We start from the raw sequence: 16932 nt of genomic DNA on the forward strand, positions 1-16932 counted from the left end.
CCTGCGGTGCACCTATCTTCACTCTTTTTTCATCCTTGATCCATCGGCACTTCGTCACCGCTTCGCAACAGCGCCGGAGGCATCAATTCCGCTGGTCACAGCGGGGTTTGGGGTCAGCTGCCACCCGGCGGGGTCACGGCGTCCGCCACCTCGGTGTAGTCCGCCTCGCCCGCCGCGCCGGTGAACGAGACCACGTAGTACACCGTGGTCCCGGCGGGTGCCGAGGTGTCGAACCAGGCGTCCGCCGTCACGGGGACGTCGGTCAGCCGGACCCAGGTGTTCGCCGCGCGGTCCCAGCGGTGGACGTGGTAGCCGTCGGCCTCGGTGAAGCGGGCGCCGTAGCAGTACGGGTCGACCTCGACGCGGCCGGAGTCGTCCGGGAAGGCGCCCAGGTCGCAGTTGCCGCCGTCGGTGGCCGGGGACGTCGTGGGGCGCAGATCCAGCTCGGTGACGCGGGTCGTGGCCACCGGCCCGGTCCAGTACGTCCCGTCGCCCTCTGGGTCGCCGATGTACTCCAGCTCGTTGCCGTAGCGGTCCACGGCGGTGACGACGTAGCGGTGCTGCTCACCGTCCGCCGGCATCCTCACCACGACCTCCGAGGCGGGGGCGTCCACCGTGGTGACGTACTCGGGGTCGTAGTGGTCCGAGACCTGCGTGTAGATCCGGTACTCGGCCACCTCCTCCGCCGCCGGGCTCGGGTCCCAGTCGAGCTCGACGCCGTACTCCAGGGCCTCGGCGGTCAGGTTGGTCACCGCCGGCGGGGCGATCTCGTCGCCGGGGCGGGTGACGAGAATCTCCGGTGACCCCGCCGACCAGCGGCCGGAGGTGTCCTTGCGCCGCACCACATAGGCGTACGTCGCCCCCTGGTCGCCGTCGTAGTCGGTGCAGGTGTACACCGTGGCGCCCGACGCGTCGGTGCCCGTCTTGCGGTCCCGGCAGCCGGCCTCCGACCAGGTGCGGGTGCCGTCCGCGGCGGCCGGGGAGCGCAGGACGATGTACTGCGCGGTGCCGCCCTCCGCGGGCTCGGTCCAGCTGATCACCGCGCCCCACGGCGGGGTGGTGGCCGTGACGTTCCGCGGCGGGGCGATGGTGGGGCGGCCGCTGACGACGGCGGAGTAGGTGCGGTTCCCGGCCGCGTCATGGGCGAGGACCTTGTAGTCGTACGACACGAGGTACTGCGCCGAGGTGTCCGACCAGCTGGTGGCGGTGGTCTCGGGGTGCTCGGTCCAGGCGGTCTCCGAGGTCTTCTTGCTGAAGACCGAGTAGGCGACGGCGTCCGAGGGGCCGGTCCAGGAGAGGTGGTTGGCGTCCGCGGTGCTCGTGACCGTCAGCACCGGTGCGGCGGGCGCGGTCCTGTCCGCCGTGGTCACTCCGAGGTCGGCGCTGCCGGTGGAGGTGTTGCCGGCCCTGTCGTAGGCGCGGATCTCGTAGTAGTAGACGCCGCCGTTCTCCGGCAGGGTGGTGTCGGTGTACGTCGTGGAGGTGGTCGTGGCCAGCGGGGTGCTGCCGAAGGAGGTGCCCTTCAGCCGCCGGTGGATCCGGTATCCCGCGAGGTCCATCTCCTTGTTCCGCGCCCAGGTCAGCCGGGCGTTGCCGGTGGCCTGGTCGTACGTGACGGAGGCGCCGGCCGGCATCAGCGGTCTGACCTTGTCGACGGTGGCCGAGGTGCGCGGGGTGTAGGCGAACCTGACGTTCGCGGTGCCCGTCCAGTTGACGTAGTCGACGCGGAGGCTGTGCCTGCCGCTGGGGACGGTGAGGTTGACCGTCTTCGTGACGTTGGACGAGACGTTCTTCCACAGGTCGATCTTGCGGACGCCGTCCAGGTAGACGCGTATGCCGTCCTGGGTGGAGGCGGTGAGGGCGAACGGGCCGCCGGAGCCGAAGTCGCGGGTGACGCTCCAGCGGACGCCGAAGGAGTTCGACGGCAGGCCGGCCGCGGGGGAGCCGGTGCCCCAGTTCTCGGCGACCGTGCTGTCGCAGTCGGTCTTCTTCGGGGTGCCGGAGAAGGTGGTGTTCGCGAAGAACTGGCGCTTGAAGACGGGGGAGGCGCAGGTGACGGCCGCCGAGGCGGGCGTGGCGGCGGCCGTGAGGAGGCCGCCGGCCGCGGCGAGGACGGCGGTGGTGGCCGTGGCTCGCCGCAGGCCGGTGGTGCGGGATGTCATGTCGGGTCAGGCTCCGGTCGGGGCGGTCGCGACGGAGGTGTGCGGAGCGCCGAGCTCCGTACCGTTCGCGGCGACGGCCGTGATGGCGTAGTGGCTGGTGGTGCCGCTCGGGGTGGCGGCGTCAGTGTAGGTCCGGGTGTCGCCCGGCAGGGGCTGCTCGGTCAGCCGGTCCCAGGTCTCCGTGACACGGTTCCAGCGGTAGACGTGGAAGCCGGCGGCCGTGCACGAGCCGGTGGTGCAGGTCCAGGACAGCCGGGCCCGGTTCGCCTCGGTGGCCGCGGTCAGCGACCAGTCGTAGGTGAAGGGGATGTTGTAGCCGGGGGCGAGGTGGTACTCGTTGACCTCGACGCGGGCGACCTCCGCCGGGGAGCCGTCGGCGTGGAGGGAGTGGCCGAGCACGTCGACCGCGTCGACGTAGTAGACCCAGGACTCGTCGTCGGCCACCTGCACATCGGCGTACCGGGTGGTGCCCGGCTCCAGGGTGGCGATCCGGGTGAGGGTGGCCGGGTCGTCGGCCGGGGCCCGGTGGACCACGTACGAACCGAGGTCGGGGGCGGGGCTCTCGTCCCAGCGCAGTTCCGTGCCGTACTCGGTGCTGGTGTGGGCGAGGCCGGTGACGGCGGGCGGCGCGAAACGGTCGGCGCGCGTGACGCCGGCCGGCTGCGAGGGCTCCGACTCACGGCCGAGGGCGTCGACGGTGTGCACCCGGTACCCGTACGACCTGCCCAGCTCGGCGGTGAGGTCGTCGCACGCGTACTGCGGCCGCGGGTCCCCGAGGTCGCCGGTGCGGTAGGGCGCGCAGGCGATGGGCTCGGGCACGGACGTCTCGTCGGAGCGGTCCCAGCGGTAGACGCGGAACTCGGAGGGGCCCGCCGCGGGCGAGGTCCAGGACAGCTGGATGCCCGTGTCCTCGGTGTTGTTGACCGCGCCGGACAGGGAGGGCACCGCCGCCGGGCGGTGGAACTCCAGCACCGGCGAGGTGGTGGTGTTGCCGGCGGCGTCGGTGGCGGTGACGCGGTAGTACGAGGTCTCGCCGTAGGGCGCCGTCTCGTCCCGGTGGGCGGGCGTGCTCACCGTCGCCAGCCTGCTGAACTCGCCGGCCGGGTCGGAGGCGCGGTACACGTCGAACGTCAGGCCCTGCTCGTCGGCCGTCCACTCCAGGCTCACGCCCAGCCAGTTGTCGTGGCTGCCGGTCGGCGCGGTGAGCGTCGGGGCGAGGCGGTCGGGGGTGCGCAGGAACTGGTCGGCGCTGCCGCGGGACTCGTTGCCGGCCCGGTCCACGGCGCGCACCTCGTAGAGGTACCCGGCGCCCGTCGGGCTGAGCGGCTGGGCCCAGGAGGTCCCCGTCACCAGGGCGTGCGGGTCGCTCGCCAGGAGGAACTCGGCGCTGTGCTCGTCGGCCCGGTACACGCGGTACCCGGCGACGTCCATCTCCTTGTTGCGCGCCCAGGCCACCTTCGCCCGGCCGGTGGCCTCGTCGTAGGTCGCGGTGACGCCCGTGGGCGCGAGCGGCGCGACCTTGTCGACGCTCGGCGCGGTGCGCGGGGCGTAGGCGAACTTGACGTTGGCGGTGCCGGTGAAGTTGACGTAGTCGACGCGCAGGGTGTGCTTGCCGCGCGGGATGGTGAGGTTGAGCGTCTTGGTGGCGTTGGAGGAGACGTTCTTCCACAGGTCGATCTTGCGGACGCCGTCGAGGTAGACGCGTATGCCGTCCTGGGTGGAGGCGCTGAAGGCGAAGGGGCCGCCGGAGCCGAAGTCGCGGGTCAGCGTCCAGCGGACGCCGAAGTTGTTCGACGGCACCCCGGTGGCGGGGGAGCCGCTGCCCCAGTTCTCGGCGACGGCCTTGTCGCAGTCGGTCTTCTTCGGGGTGCCGGAGAAGGTGGTGTTCGCGTAGATCTGCCGGGTGAAGGTGTTCGTGGCGCAGCCCCCGGCCGCGGCGGCGGGTGCGGTGAGCGCGGTCAGAAGCCCGCCGGTGGCGGCGAGCACCACCGCGGTGGCGGTGGCGGCTGTGGTGCGTCCGGTTCGGTACATGGGTCCTCTCTCAGAGCGGTACAGCGGTCGGGGCCGCGGCCCGAGGGGGCCGTGACCGAAGGTGCGTCAGGGCCGGCTCGGGGTCTCCAGGACGGTGACGTACGAGAACGGCTCGCCGCTGGTGAAGCGGGAGTTGCCGGCGTGGTCGACGGCGACGACGGCCCAGCGGGCCTCCTCGCCCTGGGGCTCGTGGAAGTCGGTGACGTAGGAGAGCCGCGGCTCGTCCCCGTGCCGGACCTCGGTCTGCTTCTCGTACCGCCAGACGTCGTCGGTCCGGACGGCGCGGTAGACGTCGTAGTGGTGGACGTCGTCCTCGGTGTTGGGCTGCCACTCCAGTGCGACGTCGGTGCCGTACATCCACCCGCGCAGCCCGGCGACGGGCGCGGGGGCGAGGCCGGTGGCCGGGGCGGTGGCCGTGGCCGGCGCCGACGGGGCGGACTCCTGGCCCTGGTGGTCGACGGCGGTGACCGTGTAGGTGTACGCGGTGCCGTGCCCCACCCACTCGTCGAGGTAGGTGAGCCGGCTCGCCGTCACCTCGTCGACGAGCTCGCCGTCGGCGTAGATCCGGTAGCGGCCGATGTCGTACACCGGCGGCGAGAGCGGTGCCTTCCAGGTCAGCCGGATGCCGCTGCCGGCCACCGGGGCCGCCGTCAGGCCGGTGGGGGCCGAGGGCGCCCAGTCGCCGTGGTACACGGACCGCGGGGCCGACTTCGCGGACCGGTTGCCCGCCGCGTCCACGGCGGTCACCCAGTAGCTGTAGTACAGGCCCTCCTTGACCGTGGCGTCCCGCCAGGAGGCCGCCGTCACCTTGGCGACCTGGGTGACGGGGTTGTCCCCGCCGTCGTCGTCCCAGCGCCGGTGCACCAGATAGGCGGTCGCGCCCGGTACGGCGGTCCAGGCCACGGTGACGCCGGGCTGGCCGTCGGTGGCGGTGACCGCGGAGGGGACGGCGGGCGCGGTGCGGTCCGCGGTGGTGACGGCGCGGTCGGCGCCGCCCGCCGACCGGTTGCCGGCCTTGTCGTGGGCGCGGACCTCGTAGACGTAGGTGTCCCCGGTCGCGGGCGGGGCATCGGTGAAGGAGGTCGCCGTCGTGCCGGTCAGCCACGTCCAGCTGCCGCTGCCGGACAGCCGCCGGTAGACGCGGTAGCCGGCGAGGTCCATCTCCTTGTTGCGCGCCCAGGTGACCTTCGCCCTGCCGGTGGCCGGGTCGTAGGTGACGGCCGTGCCGGTGGGGGCGAGGGGGCGGACGGTGTCGACGGTCGCCGAAGTGCGGGGCGAATAGGCGAACTTGACGTTCGCGTGGCCCGTCCAATTCACGAAATCGACGCGGAGAGTGTGCTTTCCGGAGGGAATGGTGACATTCACCGTTTTCGACGCCGTGGACGAGATGTTTTTCCACAGGTCGATCCGGCGGACGCCGTCCAGATGGACGCGTATGCCGTCCTGGGCGGAGGCGGTGAAGGTGAAGGGGCCGCCGGAGCCGAAGTCGCGGGTCACCGTCCAGCGGACGCCGAATCGGTCCGACGGCAGGCCCGAGGCGGGCGCCGCCGCACCCCACGACTCGTCCACCGCGCGGTCGCAGTCCGTTTTCTTCGGGATTCCGGAGAACGTCGTGTTCGCGAAGAACTGCCGGGTGAAGACGGGGGAGCCGCACGCCGTGGCGGCGGAGGCCGGGCCGGAGACGGCCGTGAGCAGCCCGCCGGCGGTGGTCAGCGCGACGGCGGTCGCGACGGCGGAGGTCGTGCGTCTGGCTGGCTTCATTCGGTCCTCGAGTCGGGATCGTGGCGGCGGGCGGAGATTCCGTGAACCCGTCGTGATCACGACCAGCGAGGAAACGCATTGGTTGTACGGGGATTCCCCTGCGTCTTCACATACCGAGCGGAACGTGATGTTGTCATCTCGTTAAGTGATAACCCTTGACGCTGGCAGTCGCCGCCGCGTTGGCTTTTCAGTCACCTGGGCGTGATGTTGCGCCCATGTCCGCAACGCACTGAAGTGAGCCCCCGAATGCGTCGTATCGCCATATCCGTGGTCGCGTCCACGCTGACCCTCTCGCTCGCCGGCTGCGGCGTACTCGACGAGACCGGGGACAGCAGCGACGCGAGCCCCACGAAGGGCAACGACATCACCGTGGGCCTGCTGCTGCCGGAGAAGGTGAACTCCCGCTACGAGAAGTTCGACCACCCCATCATCAAGAACAAGGTCGCCTCGCTCACCGGGGGCAAGGGCAAGGTCGAGTACGCCAACGCCGAGTCGGACGCGGACAAGCAGGAGAACCAGCTGGAGAAGATGATCGCCGACAGCGTCGACGTCATCCTCCTCGACGCCGTCGACGCGCACGCCATCGCGGACGCGGTGCAGCGCGCCAAGGACGCCGGCATCCCCGTCATCGCCTACGACCGCCTGGCCGAGGGCCCCATCGACGCGTACGTCTCCTTCGACAACGAGCTGGTCGGCGAGGTGCAGGGCCGCACCCTGCTGGAGGCCATGGGCCCCCAGGTCGACTCCTCCGACAAGATCGTCATGATGAACGGCTCGCCCACCGACCCCAACGCCGCCCAGTTCAAGGACGGCGCGCTGTCGGAGCTCAACGGCAAGGTGACGATCGCCAAGACCTACGACACCAAGGACTGGGACCCCAAGAACGCCCAGGCCAACATGGCCGAGGCGATCGGCGCGATCGGTGCGGACAACATCGTCGGCGTCTACTCCGCCAACGACGCCATGGCGGGCGGCATCATCAAGGCCCTGGAGGCTGCCGGGGTCACCGAGCTGCCGCCCATCACCGGCCAGGACGCGGAACTGGACGCCGTGCAGCGGGTCGTCTCCGGCGAGCAGTACATGAGCGTCTACAAGTCCTACCCCGCCGAGGCCGAGGCCGCCGCCGAGATGGCCGTCGCCCGGGTCCAGGGCCGCGACATCCAGTTCGACGCCCTCACCCGCGACAAGGTCGACAGCCCCACCCACCAGGACATCCCCGCCCAGCTCGTCGGCGTGGTGGCCCTCACGCGGGAGAACATCGCCGAGACGGTCGTCGCCGACGGCATCTACAAGCTGTCCGAGATCTGCACGGCCAAGCTCAAGGACGACTGCGACGAGATCGGCCTCACGTAGTCCCGCCGCTCCCACCCTCACCCTCACCCTCCCGGCATCCGCAACCGCCTGGGTACGGCCCGCCCGCAGCGCACCGGACGCCTCCTCGGGCGGCTGTGCCCGGCGCCGGGCGCGTCCGGGGCGTCGCTGCCTTCAGCTTGTTGCACGCGGATGTTCCGGGGGCCCGGACAAACCCGGGCGAGGGCGTGCATCACCGCCGTCGAACCGGGAAGAGCCGTGTTGCGGGAGCCGGTCCGGGCCGCGCATAGTTGCGCTGCGAGAGGCGGGAGTCGGGGGTGGGATGGGCGATGGCCGGGCACGGGACCGAGGAGCACCCGCACGGTGCCGACCGGCTGTGCGAGCTCGGGGACCGGCTGTACACCCGGGCCGTACGCCGTGGCCGGGTGCCCCGGGCGGAGGCCGAGCAGGCGACCTGCCTCCTCGACCTGGCCCTGCTGCACCCCGACCCCGACGACATGGACTGGCTGGTGCCCACCGCGCCCCAGGAGGTCATGACCCGGCTGCTGCGCGGGGTCTACGACGAGGTCAGCGCCAGCCAGCGACGGGTGGGCGCGGCGGTGGCCGCCGTCGAGCGGTACGCCGGTCTGGGCGGCGCCGCGCACAGCGCCTCCGGCGGTGAGGGCAGCGCGCTCCGTGTCCTGGACGGCCCCGCCCGGATCCAGGCCGCCCTCGACGAGGCGACCGACGCCTGCGTCTCCGAGGTGCTCACCGTGCAGCCCGGCGGCATCCGGCGCGAGCACGAGCTCACCGAGGGCCTGCACCGGGCGCTGGCGCTGCGCTCCCGCGGGGTACGGATGCGCGACCTGTACAACCATGTGGCCCGGCACGGGCAGGGACTGCTGCACTACCTGGAACTGATGGGCGACGCCGTCGAGGCACGCACCCTCGACGAGGTCATCGACCGCCTCATCCTCTTCGACCGCACGGTCGCCTTCATCCCCGCCAACGCCGACCGCACGGTGGCCCTCGAACTGCGCCACCCCGGCCTGGTCGAATACCTGGCGACGGTCTTCGAGCGCCTGTGGCGAGCGGCGATCCCGTTGACGACGGCCATCCCCGAACCCGCCATCGACGGCATCTCCCACCGCGAGCAGTCCATCGCCGCGCTGCTCGCCGAGGGCCACCAGGACGCGGTCATCGCCGAACGCCTCGGCATCAGCGTGCGCACCTGCCGGGCCCATATCGCCCGCCTCTCCGAGACCCTCGGCGCGGCCAGCCGCACCCAGCTGGGCGTCCGCATCGCCCAGGTCGGCCTGGACGGCCCGGCGCCCGACGCCGCGCCCGCCGGCGTCACCCTTCCCGATCCAGGATCCCCGACCGTGCGATGAGGTAGCCGAGCTGCGCCCGGCTGTCGCTGCCGAGGGTGGCGGCGAGTTTGGCGATGTGGACGCGGGCGGTACGGATGTTCATGCCGAGGCGGTCGGCGATGACGGCGTCGGTGTGCCCCTCCACCAGCAGCGCGGCGATGGCCCGTTGCCGGGGGGTGATCCCGTCGAGGGTCGGCTGCTCCACGGCCTGCGGGTACATCGGCGTCGCCAGCCGCCACAGCCGGTCGAAGGCGGTGGCGAGGTACTCGACCAGCGCCGGGACCCGTACCTCCAGCGCGAGGCTGCCGTCCTTGTCGCCGGGGATGAAGGCGACGCTGCGGTCCACGACGATCAGCCGGTCGGTGATCTCGTCGAGGGTGCGCGCCTCCGCGGCCCCCCTGAGCTGCTCGTACCGCGCGGCGACGAGGGGCATGTGCCGCTGGGTGTGCTGGTAGAGGGTGCGGATCCGCAGCCCGCGATCGAGCAGTTCCTGGTCCCTGGCGAGCGCGACGGCCTGCGCCCGTTCCCCGCGGGGGTTGGCGTAGTTGCTGTTGGGCTGGACGCACAGCACCTCGCCGGTCGCCTGCGCCATGGCCTCGGTGATGGCCCGGTTGATGCGCTCCGTGCCGCTGAGCACGGTCACGGCGGGGATGTCGGCCGGCGAGGTCGGCCGCCCGTCGATGCGCATCAGCGGCTCGAACACCTCCGCCAGCCGTGCCTCGCGCCGCCGCTGTTCGGCGATGGCCTGCGCGGAGGACTGCAGCAGGCGGTGCAGGGCGAGGGCCGGTGCGACCGGTTCCAGCCGGTGCGGCGCGGTGACGGCCGGGTGCAGCAGTCCGTGGTCGAGCAGACAGGGCGCCGCCTCCGTGTCCGAGCGGTGCACATGCCCTTCGCGGAGCGCTTTCTCATAGACCTGCGTGCCGACGGGGCACAGCTCGTCGGCCCCGTGGTCCGGGTGCGGCGCTGGGGTCACGGATGTGCTCCCTCCCGTTCGAGGATGCCCGAGTGGGCGATCAGGCAGCCGATGCGGCCGGCATTCAGTGGTCCCGGTCCAGAATCCCCGACTGGGCGATGAGGAAGCCGAGTTGGGCACGGCTTCCGCTGCCCAGGGCGGTGGCCAGCTTGGCGATGTGCGCCCGGCAGGTGCGCACGTTCATCCCGAGGCGGCGGGCGATGGCCTCGTCCACATGGCCCTCGACCAGCAGCTTGGCGATGGAGTACTGGATGTCCGTGATGCCGTCGGGGTCGGTTTCGTAGGGGTGCCGATCTTGAGCGGGACCGCGCGGGTCCACATGAACTCGAAGACCTTGATGAGGTAGCGGACCAGTCCGGGGTGGCGCAGCTCCAGGGCGACCTGACGGTCCTCCTGGATGGGGATGAAGGCCACGGTCTCGTCGCAGATGATGAGGCGCTCGACGAGTTCGTCGATGGTGCGGATCTCGACCTTGCCGTCTGCGATCTGCTCGACGTACGCGAGGGTTTCGGGACTGTGCCGCGCGGTGTGCTGGTAGAGCGTGCGCAGGCGGACCCCGCGGTCGAGCAGTGGGCGGTCGCGCTCCAGCCCCTTCAGGAGGTTGCTCTCCAGGCGCCGCTTGCCGGGCTGCACGGTGAGCATCTCGGTGTGGCACTCGGAAGTGGCGATGTTGAGGGCCGCGTTGATGCGGTCGCGGCCCTCCAGGACCGTGATCGAGTGCGTGCCGCCGGCCTCCGGAGCGCTGGCGGCCATGAACGGCTCGAATACGTCGGCGAGTTGCAGAGACAAACGGCGACGCTCGGTGATCTCGCGCTCGATAGGGTGCAGATGTTGCGCCAGAGCGATCGAGGGCGGCACGGGGCGCAGCCAGTTGATGTCGTCGGGATCCGGCAGGAGAAGGGCGAACTCCGTCAAACAGGGCGCCGACGCCACCTCCGCACGTGCGACGCGGCCGGTACGCAGAGCGGTGGTGTACAGGCGACTACCCTCCGCGCACAGATCGGTTATGGCGTGGGGATGTGTCCCTTTTGCGTCCGTATTCCCCAATTCTCCACCCCCCAGGGTCCTGAACATGCAGGAACATGATGCACCGATTGTGTGGCCATGACGTGCCTGAATGAGCCATCGTCTTACCCGACGGGGGAAGAGGGGACCATCGAGTGAGGACGAAGCCGACTATGCGTAAGAGAATGCTTCGCTCGGTACTTGCCGCTGCTCTTTCCGCCGTTGTGGTCCTGGGGGCCGTGAGCGGCCTCACCGGCAAGTCGAGTGATGTTCGGGCCGCCGACATCGGTTCGGTCATGGTGCCTGTCGGTGGTGGCGCCACCGATGACTCTTCCTGGGACTGATTGCCATGACTACTCCTCCTGACGACCGCTCGTTCCGCCGTGAAATGGCCACCGCCTACCGCTCCGGCTGGCACTTCATCGACCTGGTCACCGCCCTCCCCCACAACGGTGACTCCCTGATGGTGACCGTCTTCGGCGAGCCCGTCGTCGTCACCCGCGACGAGGACGGCGATGTCCGGGCGTTCCGGTGTCTGCGGCGGCCGCGCGGGGCGCCGCAGCCGGTGCGCTGTGCCATCCGGTACGGAATGATCTTCGTGAACCTCGACCAGCGAGACCACCGGCTGGCGGAACCGACGGGCACCCCCGGCCCACGGACCATCTCGGCCACCCCCCGCAGCGCCTGACGCGATTCCCCCGTCGCAACAGATCGCCTCAGGTGCTTCCCCCCGCAGCGGCGTCACCGTGACCTGAACACGGTGACGCCGCTGCAGTTTTACGGGACATCTCACGACATCGCCCGCTCCCCGGCATGGCCGGATTCAGCCCCGTCCCAGCGCCCGCGTCAACTCGATCTCGATCACTACGCGGGACGGGTTCGGCGACGGCGTCCGCTCGTAGCGCTCGGCGTAGCGGCGCACCGCCTCGGCCACCCGGTCCGGCTCCGTCCGGACGTACGCCCGCCCCTCCAGCGTCGCCCAGCGCCGCCCGTCCACCTGGCACACGGCCACCCGCGCGCCCTCCGCTCCGGCGGCCAGCACATGCCGGGCCTTGCTGCTGGAGCCGCTGGTGATGACGCGGGCGAGGCGGGCCTCGGGGTCGTAGGTCACGCCGACCGGCACCACATGGGGGCTGCCGTCCGGGCGCAGGGTCGTCAGCGTGCACAGGTGCCGTTCCCGCCAGAAGGCCAGATAGGCCGGATCGGGATCGCCCGGGTCCAGGGAGTAGGTGCCCCGCCGCGGGCTCTCGGTCGTCGTCGTCATGCCCGGAACCTAACCCGCCGACGCCCCTCCCGGCGCCGCCTTGAGTGGAATAGACTCAACTTTGTGTACGTTGGATGAGTCAGCACGGGGAAGACGTGGCACCCGACGGCTGACGCACAGGAGGAGAACGGATACGTGGACGCCGAGCTGACCAACCGGAGCCGGGACGCGATCAACGCGGCCAGCAACCGCGCCGTGACCGAGGGGCACCCGGACCTGACGCCTGCCCACCTGCTCCTGGCTCTGCTCCAGGGACAGGACAACGAGAACATCGTCGATCTGCTCGCCGCCGTCGACGCCGACCAGGCCGCGGTCCGGGCCGGCGCCGAGAAGGCGCTCGCCGCGCTGCCCAGCGTGACCGGGTCCACCGTCGCGCCGCCGCAGCCCAACCGCGAGCTGCTGGCCGTCATCGCCGACGCCCAGGCGCGGGCCAAGGACCTCGGGGACGAGTACCTGTCCACCGAGCACCTGCTCATCGGCATCGCCGCCAAGGGCGGGGCCGCCGGCGAGGTCCTCGCCCGGCAGGGCGCCACCGCCGAGAAGCTGCTGGACGCCTTCCGGAAGGCCCGCGGCGGGCGGCGCGTCACCACCGCCGACCCCGAGGGCTCGTACAAGGCGCTGGAGAAGTTCGGCACCGACTTCACCGCCGCCGCCCGTGAGGGCAAGCTCGACCCCGTCATCGGTCGGGACACCGAGATCCGGCGCGTGGTGCAGGTGCTGTCCCGCCGCACCAAGAACAACCCCGTCCTCATCGGCGAGCCCGGCGTCGGCAAGACCGCCGTCGTCGAGGGACTCGCCCAGCGGATCGTCAAGGGCGATGTGCCCGAGTCGCTGAAGAACAAGCGGCTCGTCGCGCTGGACCTCGGCGCGATGGTGGCGGGCGCCAAGTACCGCGGCGAGTTCGAGGAGCGGCTGAAGACCGTCCTCGCCGAGATCAAGGCGTCCGACGGGCAGATCATCACCTTCATCGACGAGCTGCACACCGTCGTCGGCGCGGGCGCCGGCGGCGACTCCGCGATGGACGCCGGCAACATGCTCAAGCCCATGCTGGCCCGCGGTGAGCTGCGCATGGTCGGCGCGACCACGCTCGACGAGTACCGGGAGCGGATCGAGAAGGACCCCGCCCTGGAACGCCGCTTCCAGCAGGTGCTGGTCGCCGAGCCGTCCGTCGAGGACACCATCGCCATCCTGCGCGGACTCAAGGGCCGCTACGAGGCCCACCACAAGGTGCAGATCGCGGACGCGGCCCTGGTCGCCGCCGCCACCCTCTCCGACCGGTACATCACCTCCCGCTTCCTGCCCGACAAGGCCATCGACCTCGTCGACGAGGCCGCCTCCCGCCTCCGTATGGAGATCGACTCGTCCCCCGTCGAGATCGACGAGCTCCAGCGCGCCGTCGACCGGCTGAAGATGGAGGAGCTGGCCCTCAGCAAGGAGACCGACCAGGCATCCAAGGAGCGCCTGGAGAAGCTGCGCCGCGACCTCGCCGACAAGGAGGAGGAGCTGCGGGGCCTGACCGCCCGCTGGGAGAAGGAGAAGCAGTCCCTGAACCGGGTCGGTGAGCTGAAGGAGAAGCTCGACGACCTGCGCGGCCAGGCCGAGCGCGCCCAGCGCGACGGCGACTTCGACACCGCCTCCAAGCTGCTGTACGGCGAGATCCCGGCCGTCGAGCGCGATCTGGCGGCCGCCTCGCAGGCCGAGGAGCAGGCCGCCAAGGACACCATGGTCAAGGAGGAGGTCGGCTCCGACGACATCGCCGACGTCGTCGCCTCCTGGACCGGCATCCCGGCCGGCCGGCTCCTGGAGGGCGAGACGCAGAAGCTGCTGCGCATGGAGGAGGAGCTGGGCAAGCGGCTGATCGGCCAGAGCGAGGCGGTGCGCGCGGTGTCGGACGCCGTACGCCGCTCCCGCGCCGGCATCGCCGACCCGGACCGGCCCACCGGCTCCTTCCTCTTCCTCGGCCCGACCGGTGTCGGCAAGACCGAGCTGGCCAAGGCGCTCGCCGACTTCCTCTTCGACGACGAGCGGGCCATGGTCCGCATCGACATGTCGGAGTACAGCGAGAAGCACAGCGTCGCCCGCCTGGTCGGCGCGCCCCCCGGCTACGTCGGCTACGAGGAGGGCGGCCAGCTGACGGAGGCGGTCCGCCGCCGCCCGTACTCCGTGGTCCTGCTGGACGAGGTGGAGAAGGCCCACCCCGAGGTCTTCGACATCCTGCTCCAGGTCCTCGACGACGGCCGGCTCACCGACGGCCAGGGCCGCACGGTCGACTTCCGCAACACCATCCTGATCCTGACCTCCAACCTGGGCAGCCAGTTCCTGATGGACCCGCTGACCACCGAGGAGCAGAAGAAGGAGCAGGTCCTGGAGGTGGTCCGGGCGTCCTTCAAGCCGGAGTTCCTCAACCGCCTGGACGACCTGGTGGTCTTCTCCGCGCTGACCAAGGACGAGCTGGGCCGCATCGCCCGCCTCCAGATCGACCGCCTGGCCCGCCGCCTCGCCGAGCGCCGTCTCACCCTGGAGGTCACCGACGCGGCCCTGGCCTGGCTCGCCGACGAGGGCAACGACCCGGCCTACGGCGCCCGCCCGCTGCGCCGGCTCGTCCAGACCGCCATCGGCGACCGCCTCGCCAAGGAGATCCTGGCCGGCGAGATCAAGGACGGCGACACCGTCCGCGTCGACACCTTCGGCGACGGCCTCCTGGTCGGCCCGGCCACCGGGAAGACCCTGTAGGCACCCTCCCGCGGCCCTGTGGGCGCCCTCCCGCGGCCCCGCGGGCACCCTCGGGCACCCTTGTGCGGCCCGCCCTCGTCCGGGGGCGGGCCCCCGTGTGCTGCGATCGGCCGGATCATGTCCGCCGACGGCTTACTCGGCCCGCCGGGGGTTGCCACGCCCCTCCCCGCATGGGGGAGGATGACGGAATCCGTACGAAGGGAAATTCACGGTGAGCATCGACCCGTCCTCGATTCCGAACTTCGGGGGCCAGCCCCAGCCGCAGCCCCAAGGACCGGCGGGCCCCGTCGTCCCGGACCAGGACCTTGTGAAGCAGCTCCTCGACCAGATGGAGCTGAAGTACGTCGTCGACGAGGAGGGAGACCTCGCGGCGCCGTGGGAGCAGTTCCGTACGTACTTCATGTTCCGCGGCGAGGGCGAGCAGCAGATCTTCTCGGTGCGGACGTTCTACGACCGGCCGCACGAGATCGAGCAGAAGCCGCAGCTCCTGGAGTCGATCGACGACTGGAACCGCCGCACCCTGTGGCCGAAGGTGTACACCCACACCCACGACGACGGCACGGTCCGCCTGATCGGCGAGGCGCAGATGCTGATCGGCACGGGGGTGAGCATCGAGCACTTCGTGTCCTCGACGGTGAGCTGGGTCCGCGCGGCCATCGAGTTCGACCGCTGGCTGGTCGAGCAGCTCGGCCTGGAGGGCGAGGTCAACGACGCCGACAAGCCGGAGGACGGCGAGGCGGGGGAGTAGGTCCACCGACAAGAGCCCGGCCGGGGCACCCCCCCTCGTGAGGGTGTGCCCCGGCCGGGCTCTCGACGTGCGGACCGCACTGCGGGCAGCCTCGCGCGGCCGTCGTCCCCCGCGTCAGCGCGGGGAGGCGGCGCAGGTGCCATCAGGCCAGTGATCAGGAGCCTCGCCGCATTGGATTCGCGGGTGTGCGTTGCGTCGTATCGGCTGAGCACATCACGCAACAAGGGGCCAGCGCGGAGCGGCCGGCGAAGTTCGGTCACCCGGGCGGGGCTCCGCGCTGTCAGAGGTGTTTCCGCAGGTCAGACAGCCTCTCGATTGCTTCGCGCAACTTACCCGTGCGCTTGCAGAAGGCGAACCGTACGAACGGGGCTCCCGCCTCCCGGTGGTCGTAGAAGACGGCGTTGGGGATGGCGACCACACCGGCGCGTTCCGGCAGGGCCCGGCAGAAGGCGAAGCCGTCCTCGAAGCCGAGGGGCCTGATGTCGGTGGTGATGAAGTACGTGCCGGCCGGCGTGAACACCTCGAAGCCCGCTTGCCTCAGCCCCGCCGCCAGCAGGTCCCGCTTGGCCAGCATGTCCTCGCGGAAGGCGGAGAAGTAGCCGTCGGGCAGCGCGAGGGCCTCGGCGACCGCGTACTGGAAGGGGCCCGAGCAGACGTACGTCAGGAACTGCTTCGCGGCGCGCACCGCCGACACCAGCGCGGGCGCGGCGGTGATCCAGCCGACCTTCCAGCCGGTGAACGAGAACGTCTTGCCCGCCGAGCCGATCGTCACCGTGCGCTCGCGCATTCCGGGCAGGGACGCCAGCGGTACGTGCTCGGCCCCGTCGAACACCAGGTGCTCGTACACCTCGTCCGTCACCACCAGCAGGTCCCGCTCCACCGCGAGCTCCGCGATCGCGGTCAGCTCCGCGCGGGTGAGGACCGTGCCGGTCGGGTTGTGCGGGGTGTTGACCAGCAGCAGCCGGGTGCGGTCGGTGACCGCGCCCCGCAGCTCGTCCAGGTCCAGCCGGAAGGCGCCGTCGTACGGGCGCAGCGTCACCGGTACCCGGGTGCCGCCCGCCATCGCGATGCAGGCCGCGTAGGAGTCGTAGTACGGCTCCAGCGCGACGACCTCGTCGCCGGGCTCCAGCAGCGCCAGCAGGGCCGCGGCGATCGCCTCGGTGGCGCCCGCCGTGACCAGCACCTCGGCGTCCGGGTCGTACGTCAGCCCGTACCACCGCTCCTGGTGCGCGGCGATCGCGGTGCGCAGCTCGGGGACGCCGGGCCCCGGCGGGTACTGGTTGCCGCGGCCGTCGCGCAGCGCCCGCACCGCCGCCTCCCTGACCTCCTTTGGGCCGTCGGTGTCCGGGAAGCCCTGGCCGAGGTTGATCGAGCCGGTGCGCAGGGCCAGCGCCGACATCTCGGCGAAGATCGTCGTCCCGAACGCGGCGAGCCGGCGGTTGAGGAGAGGGCGCGCGGTGGAGGTCATGGCGGCCATCCTGCGCCGAAGCTCTGGACTTCCTCAACTCTGCTTTGGGGCGTCCGCGGTGCGGGCATCCCCGAGTCACGCAGGAACGAGGCGCCCACGGGGGGCCGCTTCGGGGGAACCGGAAGGA

The 16932-nt window shown here is 71.3% G+C and carries 11 protein-coding genes and 1 pseudogene; 5 read left to right on the forward strand and 7 right to left on the reverse strand.

Annotation, left to right across the window (positions count from 1 at the left end; translation table 11 throughout):
• Positions 1-113: 113 nt before the first annotated feature.
• From ACSU6M_RS18250 to ACSU6M_RS18260, 3 genes are all read right to left on the reverse strand, one after another.
• Positions 114-2162 (reverse strand): PA14 domain-containing protein, encoded by a 2049-nt coding sequence (locus ACSU6M_RS18250; RefSeq protein ID WP_437070812.1) that lies wholly within the window; start codon positions 2160-2162, stop codon positions 114-116.
• Positions 2163-2168: 6 nt separating this feature from the next.
• The gene (locus tag ACSU6M_RS18255; protein ID WP_437070813.1) at positions 2169-4193 is read right to left on the reverse strand and encodes a PA14 domain-containing protein; all 2025 of its coding nucleotides are present in this window, start codon (positions 4191-4193) and stop codon (positions 2169-2171) included.
• Between the two features lie 66 nt (positions 4194-4259).
• On the reverse strand, positions 4260-5954 hold the full coding sequence (locus tag ACSU6M_RS18260) for a fibronectin type III domain-containing protein (protein WP_437070814.1): 1695 nt from the start codon (positions 5952-5954) through the stop codon (positions 4260-4262).
• A 246-nt stretch (positions 5955-6200) separates the two neighbouring features.
• Here ACSU6M_RS18260 and ACSU6M_RS18265 point away from each other — a divergent pair, with 246 nt between their 5' ends.
• The gene (locus tag ACSU6M_RS18265) at positions 6201-7307 is read left to right on the forward strand and encodes a sugar ABC transporter substrate-binding protein (RefSeq protein WP_437070815.1); all 1107 of its coding nucleotides are present in this window, start codon (positions 6201-6203) and stop codon (positions 7305-7307) included.
• 287 nt (positions 7308-7594) lie between these two features.
• Positions 7595-8635 (forward strand): helix-turn-helix transcriptional regulator, encoded by a 1041-nt coding sequence (locus ACSU6M_RS18270; RefSeq protein ID WP_437070816.1) that lies wholly within the window; start codon positions 7595-7597, stop codon positions 8633-8635.
• Here ACSU6M_RS18270 and ACSU6M_RS18275 read toward each other — a convergent pair.
• Positions 8598-9587: a LuxR C-terminal-related transcriptional regulator gene (locus tag ACSU6M_RS18275; RefSeq protein WP_437070817.1), complete on the reverse strand. Its 990-nt coding sequence runs from the start codon at positions 9585-9587 to the stop codon at positions 8598-8600. The two genes, ACSU6M_RS18270 and ACSU6M_RS18275, sit on opposite strands and share 38 nt — an antisense overlap.
• Before the next feature lie 64 nt (positions 9588-9651).
• A pseudogene (locus tag ACSU6M_RS18280) lies at positions 9652-10661 on the reverse strand (helix-turn-helix transcriptional regulator).
• Between the two features lie 280 nt (positions 10662-10941).
• Between ACSU6M_RS18280 and ACSU6M_RS18285 the strand changes: the two are divergent.
• Entirely contained in the window at positions 10942-11280 is a 339-nt protein-coding gene (locus ACSU6M_RS18285) for a hypothetical protein (RefSeq protein ID WP_437070818.1), read from the forward strand.
• 135 nt (positions 11281-11415) lie between these two features.
• Here the strand turns inward: ACSU6M_RS18285 and ACSU6M_RS18290 are convergent, their stop codons facing one another.
• On the reverse strand, positions 11416-11856 hold the full coding sequence (locus ACSU6M_RS18290; RefSeq protein ID WP_437070819.1) for a pyridoxamine 5'-phosphate oxidase family protein: 441 nt from the start codon (positions 11854-11856) through the stop codon (positions 11416-11418).
• A 135-nt stretch (positions 11857-11991) separates the two neighbouring features.
• Between ACSU6M_RS18290 and clpB the strand changes: the two genes are divergently transcribed.
• Positions 11992-14589: an ATP-dependent chaperone ClpB gene (gene clpB / locus ACSU6M_RS18295; protein WP_437070820.1), complete on the forward strand. Its 2598-nt coding sequence runs from the start codon at positions 11992-11994 to the stop codon at positions 14587-14589.
• A gap of 211 nt (positions 14590-14800) precedes the next feature.
• A complete protein-coding gene (locus ACSU6M_RS18300; RefSeq protein ID WP_437070821.1) occupies positions 14801-15337 on the forward strand; it encodes a YbjN domain-containing protein in 537 nt (178 codons plus the stop codon).
• Between the two features lie 280 nt (positions 15338-15617).
• Here ACSU6M_RS18300 and ACSU6M_RS18305 read toward each other — a convergent pair whose 3' ends face one another.
• Positions 15618-16814 (reverse strand): pyridoxal phosphate-dependent aminotransferase, encoded by a 1197-nt coding sequence (locus tag ACSU6M_RS18305; RefSeq protein ID WP_437070822.1) that lies wholly within the window; start codon positions 16812-16814, stop codon positions 15618-15620.
• Positions 16815-16932 lie beyond the last annotated feature (118 nt).

The organism is Streptomyces sp. enrichment culture (genome assembly GCF_964272895.1).
Lineage (GTDB): Bacteria > Actinomycetota > Actinomycetes > Streptomycetales > Streptomycetaceae > Streptomyces.

Coding starts and splice junctions, on each gene's coding strand:
- ACSU6M_RS18250 (WP_437070812.1), bottom strand. CDS start 2,162: ATGACATCCCGCACCACCGGCCTGCGGCGAGCCACGGCCACCACCGCC.
- ACSU6M_RS18255 (WP_437070813.1), bottom strand. CDS start 4,193: ATGTACCGAACCGGACGCACCACAGCCGCCACCGCCACCGCGGTGGTG.
- ACSU6M_RS18260 (WP_437070814.1), bottom strand. CDS start 5,954: ATGAAGCCAGCCAGACGCACGACCTCCGCCGTCGCGACCGCCGTCGCG.
- ACSU6M_RS18265 (WP_437070815.1), top strand. CDS start 6,201: ATGCGTCGTATCGCCATATCCGTGGTCGCGTCCACGCTGACCCTCTCG.
- ACSU6M_RS18270 (WP_437070816.1), top strand. CDS start 7,595: ATGGCCGGGCACGGGACCGAGGAGCACCCGCACGGTGCCGACCGGCTG.
- ACSU6M_RS18285 (WP_437070818.1), top strand. CDS start 10,942: ATGACTACTCCTCCTGACGACCGCTCGTTCCGCCGTGAAATGGCCACC.
- ACSU6M_RS18290 (WP_437070819.1), bottom strand. CDS start 11,856: ATGACGACGACGACCGAGAGCCCGCGGCGGGGCACCTACTCCCTGGAC.
- ACSU6M_RS18305 (WP_437070822.1), bottom strand. CDS start 16,814: ATGGCCGCCATGACCTCCACCGCGCGCCCTCTCCTCAACCGCCGGCTC.